Here is a 13259-nt window from a genome sequence, read left to right on the forward strand (position 1 = left end):
CAGACACCTTGTAGCACCTGGCAGAACTGCGCACCATGAACGGCTTGGCGCAGTGAATGCGGGCAATTTGATAATTATTCGCATTGAAGCGTCAAGCCACCATTGGTTCAAGAGTGTTACCTGCAATGCATTTTCTCTGCTCCGGCGAGCATCTCGCCGAAGGGTCCAGCCGCGCCTTCAGCGTAGCGGGTGAAACACTGTTCGGCGTACGCCGCCAGGGACAGGTGTACCTGTACCGCAATCGCTGTCCGCATCGCGGCATCGCCCTGAACTGGGCAGCGGACGACTTCCTCGACGCCAGCGCCAGCCTGATCCATTGCGCCCACCACGGCGCATTGTTCCTGATCGAATCCGGTGAGTGCGTGTCCGGCCCCTGTGAAGGCGAGGCGCTGCAGGCCCTGGACTGCCACGAGGACAGCCAGGGCATCTGGCTCAAGGGTTGAGCAGCACCGGCAGGCGACGATCGATGACGATCTGTTCGGCGTCCAGGCGCGCCGCATAGGCGAGCACCTCGACACCCTCTGCCACCGCGGCGCGCAGCGCCTGGGCATAGGCGGCGTCGATCTCCTCGGCCGGGCGCACCGCATCGATGCCGGTCAGGTTGACGCAATAGAGCTGCACCGCGCGAATCCCTTGTCGCGCCAAGGCGGCCAGTTCGCGCAGGTGCTTGGCGCCGCGTTGGGTCACCGCGTCGGGAAAGGCGGCCACTGTGGTATCCGGGTAGCCCAGGGTCACGCTCTTGACCTCGACGTACGCCGGCCCATCAGCGAACTCCAGGCGAAAATCCACACGGCTGCCCTCCTCGCCATAGGCCACTTCGCGCTTGAGCGCAGTGAACCCGGCAAGCTCGGTGATCACGCCAGCGCGCAGGGCTTGTTCGACCAGCGCGTTGGCCCGACCGGTGTTCACACAGGCCAGGCGCCCTTGGGGCGTTTCGCTGATCTCCCAGGTACCCGGCAGCTTGCGCTTGGGGTCGTTGGAACGACTGAACCAGACCCGCCCGCCTTCGCGCATGCAATTGAGCATGGAGCCGGTGTTCGGGCAGTGGATGGTCATTTGCTCGCCGTTGGCCAGTTCGATGTCGGCCAGGAAGCGCTTGTAGCGGCGCAGCAGGCGCGCCTCTTCGAGTTCGGGAAGGAAACGCATCAGGGTTGCCAGCTCCGCAGGCCACGGGCAATGCGCTGCACCGCCTCTTCCAGGCGCGCCAGGCTCTGGGTGTAGGCAAAACGCACATGATGACCGGCCTGGTGACGACCGAAGTCCAGCCCGGGGGTGAATGCCAGGTGCTCGGTTTCCAGGAAGTGCCGGCAGAAGGCGAAGGCGTCGCCACCGAAGGCACTGATGTCTGCATATAGATAGAAGGCGCCCTGCGGCTCCACGGCAATGCCGAAGCCCAGCTCGCGCAGGGCGGGCAGCAGGTAGTCGCGACGACGGGCAAACTCGGCGCGGCGCTCCTCGAAAATCGCCAGCGTACGGGGCTCGAAGCAGGCCAGCGCGGCATGCTGGGCCATGCTCGGTGCACTGATGTACAGATTCTGCGCCAGCTTTTCCAGGTCGCCCACCGCTGCAGGCGGCGCCACCAGCCAGCCGAGGCGCCACCCGGTCATGCCGAAATACTTGGAAAAACTATTCAGGACGAAGGCGTCGTCATCCACTTCCAGCACGCTGGGCGCATCCATGCCGTAGGTCAGGCCATGGTAGATCTCGTCCACCACCAGGTGCCCCTGGTGCTGTCGCGTGGCGCGAGACAGGCTGGCCAGCGCGTCGCGGTCGAGCACGGTGCCGGTCGGGTTTGCCGGCGAGGCCACCAGGGCACCGACGGTGTCGTTGTCCCAGTGACGGTCGACCAGCTCGGCGTTGAGCTGGTAGTTGTCCTGCGGCCCCACCGGCACCAACTGTGCGCCGCCTTCGACCAGACGCAGGAAGTGGCGGTTGCACGGATAGCCCGGATCGGCCAGCAGCCAGTGCTTGCCCGGATCCACCAGCAGGCTGCTGGCCAACAGCAGTGCGCCGGAGCCGCCTGGGGTGACGAGGATGCGCTGGGGGTCGACCGCCACGCCATAACGCTGACCGTAGAAGCCAGCGATCGCCTCGCGCAGCGCCGGCAGGCCACGGGCGGCGGTATAGCGGGTATGGCCGGCAGCCAGGGCGGCCTGGCCCGCTTCGACGATCGGTGCCGCCGTGGTGAAATCGGGCTCGCCGATCTCCAGGTGGATCACGTCATGGCCGGCCGCCTGCAGCTCGTTGGCCCGCGCCAGCAGCGCCATGACATGAAAGGGTTCGATGGCGCGGCTGCGCGCACTGTAGGACTGATCCATGACCTTCTCTCAATTGAGTCTAAACTGGTGATTCTACTGTCGAGAAACACCGAACGAGCAACGCGGGCCGCTGTCAATACCTCGGATCGGGCGGGGTAGCGCACCCCCGATCTATCTGGTAAGTTCGGCGGCTCGCAGTCGCAGGGCCGGCGGTCGCCGGAGATGGAGCATCCTGCGCATTGGATCAGATGAGTGAGAGGCGGTCTATTCATGTCCACCGTAGAAAAGCAAAAAACCGGTCAGACCATGTACGGTGTCGAGCCCTATAAGGAAACCAAGGGTGAGGAGTACATGGGCGAGCCCATGCGCAAGCACTTCACCAAGCTGCTTGGTGCCTGGAAGCTCGAGCTGATGACCAGTGTCGACCAGACCGTGACCCATATGAAGGACGAGGCAGCCAACTTCCCCGATCCTGCGGACCGCGCAAGCCAGGAAGAAGAGTTCGCCCTCGAACTGCGCAACCGCGACCGTGAACGCAAACTGATCAAGAAGATCGACAAGACCCTGCAGAAGATCCAGGACGAAGACTACGGCTGGTGCGACTCCTGCGGTATCGAGATCGGCCTGCGTCGCCTGGAGGCACGCCCCACTGCGGACCTGTGCTTCGACTGCAAGGAAATCGCCGAGAAGAAGGAAAAGACAGTCGGTAAAGGCTGATTCTTCCTACCTCCGAACGGGGCGCATCATGCGCCCCGTTTCATTTATATGCCCAGCACATCCATGAACGACTCCCGCTACATCGGGCGCTTCGCCCCCACCCCTAGTGGCTTCCTGCACTTCGGTTCACTGGTCGCCGCCCTCGCCTCCTGGCTCGATGCCCGCGCGGTCGATGGCCGCTGGCTGCTGCGCATGGAAGACACCGATCCGCCCCGGGAAATGCCCGGCGCCCGCGACGCGATCCTGCAGACCCTGGAACGCTACGGCCTGGAATGGGACGGGGAGGTGGTGTTCCAAAGCCAGCGGCATGAAGCCTATGCTGCGGTGGTCGATCGCCTGTTCAGCATGGGCCTGGCCTACGCCTGCACCTGCTCGCGCAAACAACTGGAAGCCTACGGCGGCATCTATCCCGGCTTGTGCCGCAATGCCGGTCACTCCCGCGAGAACGCCGCGATCCGTATCCGCGTGCCGGAACTGACCTACCGCTTCACCGACCGGGTGCAGGGCGAGTTCCAGCAGCATCTGGGGTGTGAGGTCGGCGACTTCGTCATCCAGCGCCGCGACGGCCTGTACGCCTATCAGTTGGCGGTGGTGCTGGACGATGCCTGGCAGGGCGTGACCGACATCGTGCGTGGCGCCGACCTGCTCGACAACACGCCACGTCAGCTGTACCTGCAGGAATTGCTGGGCTTTTCGCAGCCACGCTACCTGCATGTTCCGCTGATCGTGCAACCCGACGGGCACAAGCTGGGCAAATCCTACCGCTCGCCGCCCTTGCAGGCGGAGCAGGCCACGCCCTTGCTGCTGCGCGCCTTGCGTGCCCTGGGCCAGGAGACCGACTCAGCGCTGGAACTGGCAAGCCCCGCCGAGGTGCTGGCGGTGGCGCGCACACAATGGCGCGCGGAACGAATTGCACAGCGCACAACAGTGCCTGAGGCCGATTTGCGCTGAAACAGCCCCAGCCAGGCAGAAAACAAAAGCCCAGTAAATTCAAATCCTTGGCTAACCCGCTGGATTCCCGCTAGCATCGCCCCAGCCATTTGCGCCAATAATAAGAAGCCCAAACCCGCAGCGCCCTGTCATCGAGGCCCGCATGTATATCTATCGCTTGGTCCTGCTTCTGGTCGTGGGGATCTATCTGTTCTCCCCGGCCATCATGGACTGGTGGATCGAACCGACCGGAGCCTGGTACCGCCCGTATCTGCTCTGGCTGATCCTGATCGTCGTCACCTTCATCCTGCAGAGCCAACGAGATGCCGATGAGCTTTAGCCTGACCCAGATGATCCTGATCAGCGCCGCCTACCTGCTGGTGCTGTTCGGCGTGGCCTGGATCAGCGAACGCGGGTTGATCCCGCGCTCGGTCATCCGCCACCCCCTGACCTACACCCTGTCGCTGGGCGTCTATGCCAGTGCCTGGGCGTTCTATGGCTCGGTGGGCCTGGCCTACCAGTACGGCTACGGTTTCCTCGCCTGCTACCTGGGGGTGTCAGGCGCCTTCCTGCTGGCGCCGGTGCTGCTCTACCCGATTCTCAAGATCACCCGTACCTACCAGCTTTCCTCGCTCGCCGACCTGCTGGCATTCCGTTTTCGCAGCACCTGGGCCGGCGCCCTGACCACGGTGATCATGCTGATCGGCGTGCTGCCATTGCTGGCCCTGCAGATCCAGGCGGTGGCCGACTCGATCAGCATCCTTACCGGTGAGCCAGTCAAGGCGCGGGTGGCCTTCGCCTTCTGCGTGCTGATCATCCTGTTCACCATCTTCTTCGGCTCGCGCCACATCGCCACCCGCGAGAAACACGAAGGGCTGGTGTTCGCCATTGCCTTCGAGTCGGTGATCAAGCTGCTGGCCCTGGGCGGCATCGGCCTGTATGCGCTGTACGGCGTGTTCGGCGGCCCGCATGAACTGGAAGTCTGGCTGCTGCAGAACCAGACCGCGCTGGCCGCGCTGCACACGCCGTTGCAGGAAGGCCCGTGGCGCACCTTGCTGCTGGTGTTCTTCGCCTCGGCAATCGTCATGCCGCACATGTACCACATGGCCTTCACCGAGAACCTCAGCCCGCGCTCGCTGGTCAGCGCCAGCTGGGGCCTGCCGCTGTTCCTGTTGCTGATGAGCCTGGCGGTTCCGTTGGTACTGTGGGCCGGCCTGCGCCTGGGAGCGAGCACCAACCCCGAGTACTTCACCCTGGGCCTGGGCATCGCCGCCAACAACGAAGCGCTCGCCCTGCTGGCTTATGTCGGCGGCCTCTCGGCGGCCAGCGGCCTGATCATCGTCACCACCCTGGCGCTGTCGGGCATGGCGCTCAATCACCTGGTGCTGCCGCTGTACCAGCCACCGGCCGAAGGCAACATCTACCGTTGGTTGAAGTGGACGCGCCGGGCGCTGATCGTGGCGATCATCACCGCAGGCTTCGTCTTCTACCTGACCCAGAACACCCACCAGAGCCTGGCCAACCTCGGTATCGTCGCCTTCGTCGCCACGCTGCAGTTCCTGCCCGGCGTGCTTTCGGTCCTGTACTGGCCGACCGCCAACCGGCGCGGCTTCATCGCCGGCCTGCTCGCCGGCACGCTGGTGTGGATGGTCACCATGCTGCTGCCGCTGCTGGGCAACGTGCAGGGTTTCTACATCCCGCTGCTGAACATGATCTACGTGCTGGACGACACCAGCTGGCATATGGCGGCCATCGCCTCGCTGGCGGCCAACGTGCTGCTGTTCACCCTGATCTCGCTGTTCACCAACGCCAGCAGCGAGGAAGTCAGCGCCGCCGAGGCCTGTGCGGTCGACAACGTCCGTCGCCCGCAGCGCCGCGAACTGCACGCAGCCTCGCCGCAGGAATTCGCCACGCAGCTGGCCAAGCCGCTGGGCGCCAAGGCCGCGCAGAAGGAGGTCGAACAAGCCCTGCGTGATCTCTACCTGCCCTTCGACGAACGCCGTCCCTACGCGCTGCGCCGCCTGCGCGACCGCATCGAGGCCAACCTTTCGGGGCTGATGGGCCCCAGCGTAGCCCAGGACATGGTCGAGACCTTCCTCCCGTACAAATCCGGTAACGAAAACTACGTCACCGAGGATATCCACTTCATCGAAAGCCGCCTCGAGGACTACCACTCGCGGCTCACCGGCCTTGCCGCCGAGCTCGACGCCCTGCGCCGCTACCACCGCCAGACCCTGCAGGAACTGCCCATGGGCGTCTGCTCGCTGGCCAAGGACCAGGAAATCCTGATGTGGAACCGGGCCATGGAAGAGCTGACCGGCATCGCCGCCAAGCACGTGGTTGGCTCGCGCCTGGTGACCATCGCCGAACCTTGGCGCGGATTGCTGCAGGGCTTCATCGATCTTCCCGACGAGCACCTGCACAAGCAACGCCTGGCCCTCGACGGCCAGCCGCGCTGGCTGAACCTGCACAAGGCGGCCATCGACGAACCTCTGGCGCCGGGCAACAGTGGCCTGGTCCTGCTGGTCGAGGACCTCACCGAGAACCAGGCGCTGGAAGAAAAGCTGGTGCACTCCGAACGCCTGGCCAGCATCGGTCGCCTGGCGGCAGGCGTGGCGCACGAGATCGGCAACCCGATCACCGGCATTGCCTGCCTGGCGCAGAACCTGCGCGAGGAGCGCGAAGGTGATGGCGAGATCATCGAGCTGTCGAGCCAGATCCTCGAGCAGACCAAGCGCGTGTCGCGCATCGTCCAGTCGCTGATGAGCTTCGCCCATGCCGGCGGCAGCCACCAGAACACCGAGGAACCGGTGTCACTGGCCGAGGTGGCCCAGGATGCCATCGGTCTGCTGGCCCTGAACCGGCGCAATTTCGAAGTACAGTTCTTCAACCTCTGTGACCCGGACCACTGGGCCGAGGGTGACCCACAACGCCTGGCCCAGGTGCTGATCAACCTGCTGTCCAACGCCCGCGACGCCTCGCCACCGGGCAGCGCGGTACGGGTACGCAGCGAGGCGAGCGAACACACCGTCGACCTGATCGTCGAGGACGAGGGCAGCGGCATCCCGAAGAACATCATGGACCGCCTGTTCGAACCCTTCTTCACCACCAAGGACCCAGGTGAGGGAACCGGACTGGGGCTTGCTCTGGTCTATTCCATCGTGGAAGAGCATTATGGGCAAATCACCATCGACAGCCCGGCCGATCCCGATCGGCAGCGTGGCACACGGATCCGCGTGACCCTGCCCCGGCATGTCGTAGCGACGTCCCCTGAAATTCGAGACCGTCGAGAGAATTGAATCAATGCCGCACATTCTGATCGTCGAAGACGAAACCATCATCCGTTCGGCCCTGCGTCGCCTGCTCGAGCGCAATCAGTACCAGGTCAGCGAAGCCGGCTCGGTGCAGGAAGCCCAGGAACGCTTCAGCATTGCCACCTTCGACCTGATCGTCAGCGACCTGCGCCTGCCCGGGGCTCCGGGCACCGAGCTGATCAAGCTCGGCCAGGGCACTCCCGTACTGATCATGACCAGCTATGCCAGCCTGCGCTCGGCGGTCGACTCGATGAAGATGGGCGCGGTGGACTACATCGCCAAGCCTTTCGACCACGACGAAATGCTGCAGGCGGTCGCCCGCATCCTGCGCGATCGGCAGAACGCTCCGGCAGCCGCCGCACCCGCGGCCGACCCGCGCAGCAACGGCAAGGCACCGGCAGGCGATAAGCCCGCCGCCTCGGCCAATGGCGAAATCGGCATCATCGGCTCCTGCCCACCGATGCAGGACATGTACAGCAAGATCCGCAAGGTCGCCCCGACCGACTCCAACGTGCTGATCCAGGGTGAGTCCGGGACCGGCAAGGAACTGGTCGCCCGCGCCCTGCACAACTTGTCGCGCCGGGCCAAGGCGCCGATGATCTCGGTCAACTGCGCCGCGATCCCCGAAACCCTGATCGAGTCCGAGCTGTTCGGCCACGAAAAGGGCGCGTTTACCGGCGCCAGTGCCGGTCGTGCCGGCCTGGTCGAGGCGGCGGACGGCGGCACCCTGTTCCTCGACGAGATCGGCGAGCTGCCGCTGGAAGCCCAGGCCCGCCTGCTGCGGGTGCTGCAGGAAGGCGAGATCCGCCGGGTCGGCTCGGTGCAGTCGCAAAAGGTCGATGTGCGCCTGATCGCCGCCACCCACCGCGACCTGAAAAATCTGGCCAAGTCCGGCCAGTTCCGCGAAGACCTCTATTACCGCCTGCACGTCATCGCCCTGAAGCTGCCGGCGCTGCGCGAGCGTGGCAGCGACGTCAACGAAATCGCCAACGCCTTCCTCGCACGCCAGAGCGCCCGCATCGGTCGCGACGACCTGCATTTTTCCAGCGATGCCGAGCAAGCGATCCGCCACTACAGCTGGCCGGGTAACGTCCGCGAACTGGAAAATGCCGTCGAGCGCGCGGTGATTCTCAGTGAGAGCGCAGAAATTTCCGCCGACTTGCTGGGTATCGACATCGAACTGGGCGACCTGGAAGACGACGTCATGCTCGCCAGCCTGCCTGTTGTTGCCGGCGTCAGCGGCAACAACGCCAGCCACGAGCCCACCGAAGACCTGTCACTGGAAGACTATTTCCAGCACTTCGTTCTCGAGCACCAGGACCACATGACCGAAACCGAGCTGGCCCGCAAGCTGGGCGTCAGCCGCAAGTGCCTGTGGGAACGTCGCCAGCGCCTGGGTATTCCACGGCGCAAGAGCAACGTCGCCAGCGAGAACTGAGCACCTCTTCATGCCGATGCGCCGACCCTGGGTCGGCGCTTTGCTTTCTGGCACATGGCCACTCGGTAACACCCGGTTGCTGTGAAAAATCTGTTACCTCACCTGTCAGCGCCGTAACAAATCGAGGCATACGGTAACGAAATTTCTACATTTGCCCGCCTTCAGCGCGCGCCAAAAATCGCCAAACCCCTGATTTCATTGAGTTTGCAAAAGTTGGCACGGCACCTGCTATATCTTTCGTACAAGAACAATAACAAGCACTGCTACTCAGAATAAGAACAAGACGAAACGGCTCACGCATAACAAGAACAAGACGGCGGAGGCGCAGCTAACTGATTCTTTTGGAGAGGAGTTGTGTTTGGGGCTTGCCCCACAACCAGGCAGAGAACAACAAAAACTGCACTAAAGCAGCGCCTGAACTGGTTGGATCGATTGATCAGCATAGCATCAGCGACCAAAGCAATCCGTTTGCTCTTCACCCCTGATTTCGGGGTAGCCCACGAGCTTCAGGCTTTGTGGGCAGGGCACTCAACAAAAACAAGAAGCCCGACAAAAAAACAATAAGAGCACGCAACGACTTGATGGGGAGCCTAGGCTCCCCATGTCGTTTCTCCCCGCCTGAATCGCCTTGCCGCTGCGCCTACACCATTCCGACAGTAAATGCTAGAATCCCCCGCCATCATGCGGCCATTCTCCTATTCTTGGCCGAACATTCCTTCAAACAGTGCATCCCATGCTGAAGAAGCTGTTCCAGTCGTTCCGTCCTCCCGTCCGAGGCCAGCACCACAGGCGCACCACGCCTGAAGTGATCAACAAGAGCCAGCACTCGCTGCAGCGCAGCCAGTTCAGCCGCCACGCCGTGAGCATCGTCGAGCGCCTGCAGGGCGCCGGCTACCAGGCCTACCTGGTCGGCGGCTGCGTGCGCGATCTCATGCTGGGCATCAGCCCCAAGGATTTCGACGTCGCCACCAGCGCCACGCCCGAACAGGTACGTGCGGAGTTCCGCAATGCCAGGATCATTGGCCGGCGCTTCAAGCTGGTCCACATCCATTTCGGTCGCGAAATCATCGAAGTCGCCACCTTCCGCGCCCACCACAGCGAGGATGACCAGGGTGACAGCCACCGTTCGTCGCACAACGCCAGCGGGCGAATCCTGCGCGACAACGTCTACGGCACCCTCGAAGACGATGCCCAGCGTCGCGACTTCACCATCAACGCGCTGTACTACGATCCGGTCAGCGAACGCATCCTGGACTACGCCAATGGCGTTCACGACATTCGTAACCGCCTGCTGCGCCTGATCGGCGATCCGACCCATCGCTACCAGGAAGACCCGGTGCGCATGCTGCGTGCGGTGCGTTTCGCCGCCAAGCTCGACTTTGGCATCGAGAAGCACACGGTGCAACCGATCCGCGAACTGGCCAAGCTGCTGCGCGAGATTCCGCCAGCGCGTCTGTTCGAGGAAGTGCTCAAGCTGTTCCTTTCCGGCCAGGGCGCGATCGCCTTCGAGATGCTGGTCGACCTGGAGTTGTTCGAGCCGTTGTTCCCGGCCAGTGCCCACGCTCTGGACGAGCGCCCGACCTACACCCACACCCTGATCAGCCAGGCACTGGCCAACACCGACCTGCGCGTCAAGCAGGGCAAGCCGGTGACCCCGGCCTTCCTGTTCGCCGCCCTGCTCTGGCCTGCCCTGCCGGCGCGTGCGCTGTACCTGCAAAGCCAGGGCGTGCCGCCGATCCCGGCGATGAACGAAGCCGCCCACGACCTGATCGCCGAGCAGTGCCAGCGCATCGCCATCCCCAAGCGTTTCACCCTGCCGATCCGCGAGATCTGGGACATGCAGGAGCGCCTGCCACGGCGCAGCGGCAAGCGTGCCGACCTGCTGCTGGACAACCCGCGTTTCCGCGCCGGCTACGACTTCCTGCTGCTGCGTGAAAGCGCCGGCGAGCAAACCGATGACCTCGGCCAATGGTGGACCGACTACCAGGACGCCCACGACAGCGAACGCCGCGACATGATTCGCGAGCTGGGCAGCCGTGACGACAGTTCGGGACCGGCCCCGCGCAAGCGCAAGCGCAGCAACAGCAAGCGCAAGAGCGGCGGCGAAGAGGCCTTCGACTGAACATGGTACGTGCCTACATCGGCCTGGGCAGCAACCTGGATGCGCCCGCCGAGCAACTGCGCAGCGCCCTCCAGGCGCTCGGCCAGATCGATGGCACGCATCTGGCCGACGCCTCGGCGCTGTATACCAGCGACTCCCTGCTGCCCGGCCAGCCACGCTACACCAATGCCGTGGCAGCACTGGACACCGAACTGGCGCCACTGGATTTGCTCGACGCCCTGCAGGCTATCGAGAACGACCAGGGCCGGGTGCGCAAGGAACGCTGGGGACCACGCACACTGGACCTGGACGTGCTGCTGTATGGCGACCAGGTCATCGACGTACCGCGCCTGAGAGTTCCGCACTACCACATGCACGCCCGCCCCTTCGTGCTCTATCCGCTGGCCGAGCTGGTGCCTGCCGATTTCCGCCTGGCCGATGGCCGCGCCCTGGCCGAGCTTCTTCAAGGTTGCCCGTTCGTCGGCCTGGAACGCCTGTAATCCGGGCGCTCCAGCCAAGGGTAACGCCAGTAACACTCCGACCGTAACAATGCGGTAACAGGGTCATTGACTTCCCCCCCATCGCTCACGACTATAGGCGTCCCGCGGCGCCTGTCTGCCGCACCACACCCATTTAGGCCCGGACAGCCCTGCGACCCGAACATCACGCACGATGATGTGCCGCTCCGGAAGATGAATACACGCGTTGTACGCAGTCGTTTTTCACAGCGCCTGAACGAGGATTTCGCGACATGCCTGAAGTAACCCTGACCACCCTCAATGGCCTGAAGGCCAAGGGTGAGAAAATCACCATGCTGACCTGCTACGACGCCACCTTCGCCAAGGCCGCAAGCCAGGCCGGTGTCGAGGTGCTGCTGATCGGCGACTCGCTCGGCATGGTCCTGCAGGGCCATGACAGCACCCTGCCGGTGACCATCACCGACATGGCCTACCACACCGCCTGCGTCAAACGCGGTAACGACGGCGCGCTGATCCTCGCCGACCTGCCGTTCATGGCCCATGCCACGCTCGAACAGTCGTTCGCCAACAGCGCCCTGCTGATGCGTGCAGGCGCCCACATGATCAAGGTCGAAGGCGCTGCCTGGCTGGCCGAGACCATCCGCCTGCTGAGCGATCGTGGCGTGCCGGTGTGCGCGCACATGGGCCTGACCCCACAGACGGTCAACGTGCTGGGCGGCTACAAGGTGCAGGGGCGCCAGGAAGCCCAGGCGCAGCAGATGCGTGCCGATGCCATCGCCCTGGAGCAGGCCGGCGCCGCGATGCTGTTGCTCGAATGCGTCCCCAGCGAACTGGCCACGGAAATTTCCCGTTCGGTGAACATCCCGGTCATCGGTATCGGTGCCGGCAGTGGCACCGACGGCCAGGTGCTGGTGCTGCACGACATGCTGGGCCTGTCGCTGAGCGGCCGAGTGCCGAAGTTTGTGAAGAACTTCATGGCCGGCCAACCTGACATCCAGAGCGCCCTGGCCGCCTACGTCAAGGAGGTCAAGGACGTGACCTTCCCTGGCGCCGAACATGGGTTCAGCGCATGAATACCGTCAAGACCGTTCGCGAATTGCGCGCGGCCGTCGCGCGTGCCCGGGGTGAGGGCAAGCGTATCGCTTTCGTGCCGACCATGGGCAACCTGCACAGCGGCCACGCGGCCCTGGTGACCAAGGCGGCCCAGCGCGCCGACTTCGTGGTCGCCAGCATTTTCGTCAACCCGCTGCAGTTCGGCGCGGGCGAAGACCTCGACAAGTATCCCCGCACTCTTGCCGCCGACCAGCAAACCCTGCTGCAGGCCGGCTGCCACTTGCTGTTCGCGCCCACGGTCGAAGAAATGTACCCCGACGGCATGACCGTCCAGACCCGGGTGAGCGTGCCGCAGTTGTCCGAAGGCCTGTGCGGCGCCAGTCGCCCTGGGCACTTCGAGGGCGTGGCGACGGTGGTCAGCAAGCTGTTCAACATGGTCCAGCCGGATCTGGCCGTATTTGGCGAAAAGGACTACCAGCAACTGGCGGTTATCCGCGCCATGGTGCGCGACCTGAACATGCCGATCCAGATTATCGGCGAGCCGACCGTGCGCGCTGAGGACGGATTGGCGCTGTCGTCGCGCAACGGTTACCTGAGCCCGCAGCAGCGCGCTGCAGCACCGGCGCTGTACCGTACACTGACCCAACTGGCCGAAGGCATTCGTCGCGGGCGTCGGGACTACGCGACATTGCTCGACGAAGGCCAGGCTCAGCTGGTGGCCGCAGGGTTCCGTGCGGACTACCTGGAGGTGCGCCACGCACTGACCCTCAGGCCCGCGCAACTGGACGACCGCGACCTGGTGATCCTGGGCGCGGCGTACCAGGGCAGCACACGGTTGATCGACAACCTCTACCTGCACCTGGACGAAAAGACCGCCTGATCGCAACGCTACCCGCCCCCACAAGCACAGCGCCGCCACTGAAAACGGTGCTGCACTCGTGGGGGCGGGCGCGTCCCGCAATGAGGCCA

The 13259-nt window shown here is 64.2% G+C and carries 12 protein-coding genes; 10 read left to right on the top strand and 2 right to left on the bottom strand.

Annotated elements, in window-relative coordinates:
- The first annotated feature begins 125 nt into the window (after nucleotides 1-125).
- Entirely contained in the window at nucleotides 126-443 is a 318-nt protein-coding gene (locus AC1TXO_RS22935) for a Rieske (2Fe-2S) protein (protein WP_486403848.1), read from the top strand.
- Here the strand turns inward: AC1TXO_RS22935 and sfsA are convergent.
- Nucleotides 433-1146 (bottom strand): DNA/RNA nuclease SfsA, encoded by a 714-nt coding sequence (gene sfsA / locus AC1TXO_RS22940; protein WP_486403849.1) that lies wholly within the window; start codon nucleotides 1144-1146, stop codon nucleotides 433-435. The genes AC1TXO_RS22935 and sfsA overlap by 11 nt on opposite strands.
- Entirely contained in the window at nucleotides 1146-2318 is a 1173-nt protein-coding gene (locus tag AC1TXO_RS22945; RefSeq protein WP_486403850.1) for a pyridoxal phosphate-dependent aminotransferase, read from the bottom strand. The genes sfsA and AC1TXO_RS22945 overlap by 1 nt, the downstream gene beginning before the upstream one ends.
- Nucleotides 2319-2528: 210 nt before the next feature.
- Between AC1TXO_RS22945 and dksA the strand changes: the two genes are divergently transcribed.
- The 9 genes from dksA (at nucleotide 2529) to panC (ending at nucleotide 13170) form a co-directional block, all read left to right on the top strand.
- Complete coding sequence (gene dksA / locus AC1TXO_RS22950) at nucleotides 2529-2975, top strand: RNA polymerase-binding protein DksA (RefSeq protein WP_486403851.1); 447 nt, start codon at nucleotides 2529-2531, stop codon at nucleotides 2973-2975.
- 63 nt (nucleotides 2976-3038) lie between these two features.
- Entirely contained in the window at nucleotides 3039-3926 is an 888-nt protein-coding gene (gene gluQRS, locus AC1TXO_RS22955) for a tRNA glutamyl-Q(34) synthetase GluQRS (protein ID WP_486403852.1), read from the top strand.
- A 142-nt stretch (nucleotides 3927-4068) separates the two neighbouring features.
- Nucleotides 4069-4245, top strand: a complete 177-nt coding sequence (locus AC1TXO_RS22960) for a hypothetical protein (protein WP_003250005.1) — start codon at nucleotides 4069-4071, stop codon at nucleotides 4243-4245.
- Nucleotides 4229-7204 carry a sensor histidine kinase gene (locus AC1TXO_RS22965; protein WP_486403853.1) on the top strand — a complete coding sequence of 992 codons (2976 nt, stop codon included), beginning with the start codon at nucleotides 4229-4231 and terminating at the stop codon, nucleotides 7202-7204. Before AC1TXO_RS22960 ends, AC1TXO_RS22965 begins: the two co-directional genes overlap by 17 nt.
- A gap of 4 nt (nucleotides 7205-7208) precedes the next feature.
- The gene (locus AC1TXO_RS22970; RefSeq protein WP_486403854.1) at nucleotides 7209-8657 is read left to right on the top strand and encodes a sigma-54-dependent transcriptional regulator; all 1449 of its coding nucleotides are present in this window, start codon (nucleotides 7209-7211) and stop codon (nucleotides 8655-8657) included.
- A 733-nt stretch (nucleotides 8658-9390) separates the two neighbouring features.
- Nucleotides 9391-10779 carry a polynucleotide adenylyltransferase PcnB gene (locus AC1TXO_RS22975; RefSeq protein WP_486403855.1) on the top strand — a complete coding sequence of 463 codons (1389 nt, stop codon included), beginning with the start codon at nucleotides 9391-9393 and terminating at the stop codon, nucleotides 10777-10779.
- Between the two features lie 2 nt (nucleotides 10780-10781).
- Nucleotides 10782-11258, top strand: a complete 477-nt coding sequence (gene folK / locus AC1TXO_RS22980; RefSeq protein WP_486403856.1) for a 2-amino-4-hydroxy-6-hydroxymethyldihydropteridine diphosphokinase — start codon at nucleotides 10782-10784, stop codon at nucleotides 11256-11258.
- A 251-nt stretch (nucleotides 11259-11509) separates the two neighbouring features.
- Nucleotides 11510-12310, top strand: coding sequence for a 3-methyl-2-oxobutanoate hydroxymethyltransferase (gene panB, locus AC1TXO_RS22985; RefSeq protein ID WP_486403857.1), 801 nt, complete (start codon nucleotides 11510-11512; stop codon nucleotides 12308-12310).
- The gene (gene panC, locus AC1TXO_RS22990) at nucleotides 12307-13170 is read left to right on the top strand and encodes a pantoate--beta-alanine ligase (protein WP_486403858.1); all 864 of its coding nucleotides are present in this window, start codon (nucleotides 12307-12309) and stop codon (nucleotides 13168-13170) included. Before panB ends, panC begins: the two co-directional genes overlap by 4 nt.
- Nucleotides 13171-13259: the final 89 nt, after the last annotated feature.

It is taken from the genome of Pseudomonas sp. FA117 (genome assembly GCF_057370475.1).

What these genes read in the sequence shown, in the direction of transcription:
- AC1TXO_RS22935 (WP_486403848.1), top strand. Translation starts at nt 126, where the DNA reads ATGCATTTTCTCTGCTCCGGCGAGCATCTCGCCGAAGGGTCCAGCCGC.
- sfsA (WP_486403849.1), bottom strand. Translation starts at nt 1,146, where the DNA reads ATGCGTTTCCTTCCCGAACTCGAAGAGGCGCGCCTGCTGCGCCGCTAC.
- AC1TXO_RS22945 (WP_486403850.1), bottom strand. Translation starts at nt 2,318, where the DNA reads ATGGATCAGTCCTACAGTGCGCGCAGCCGCGCCATCGAACCCTTTCAT.
- dksA (WP_486403851.1), top strand. Translation starts at nt 2,529, where the DNA reads ATGTCCACCGTAGAAAAGCAAAAAACCGGTCAGACCATGTACGGTGTC.
- gluQRS (WP_486403852.1), top strand. Translation starts at nt 3,039, where the DNA reads ATGAACGACTCCCGCTACATCGGGCGCTTCGCCCCCACCCCTAGTGGC.
- AC1TXO_RS22960 (WP_003250005.1), top strand. Translation starts at nt 4,069, where the DNA reads ATGTATATCTATCGCTTGGTCCTGCTTCTGGTCGTGGGGATCTATCTG.
- AC1TXO_RS22965 (WP_486403853.1), top strand. Translation starts at nt 4,229, where the DNA reads ATGCCGATGAGCTTTAGCCTGACCCAGATGATCCTGATCAGCGCCGCC.
- AC1TXO_RS22970 (WP_486403854.1), top strand. Translation starts at nt 7,209, where the DNA reads ATGCCGCACATTCTGATCGTCGAAGACGAAACCATCATCCGTTCGGCC.
- AC1TXO_RS22975 (WP_486403855.1), top strand. Translation starts at nt 9,391, where the DNA reads ATGCTGAAGAAGCTGTTCCAGTCGTTCCGTCCTCCCGTCCGAGGCCAG.
- folK (WP_486403856.1), top strand. Translation starts at nt 10,782, where the DNA reads ATGGTACGTGCCTACATCGGCCTGGGCAGCAACCTGGATGCGCCCGCC.
- panB (WP_486403857.1), top strand. Translation starts at nt 11,510, where the DNA reads ATGCCTGAAGTAACCCTGACCACCCTCAATGGCCTGAAGGCCAAGGGT.
- panC (WP_486403858.1), top strand. Translation starts at nt 12,307, where the DNA reads ATGAATACCGTCAAGACCGTTCGCGAATTGCGCGCGGCCGTCGCGCGT.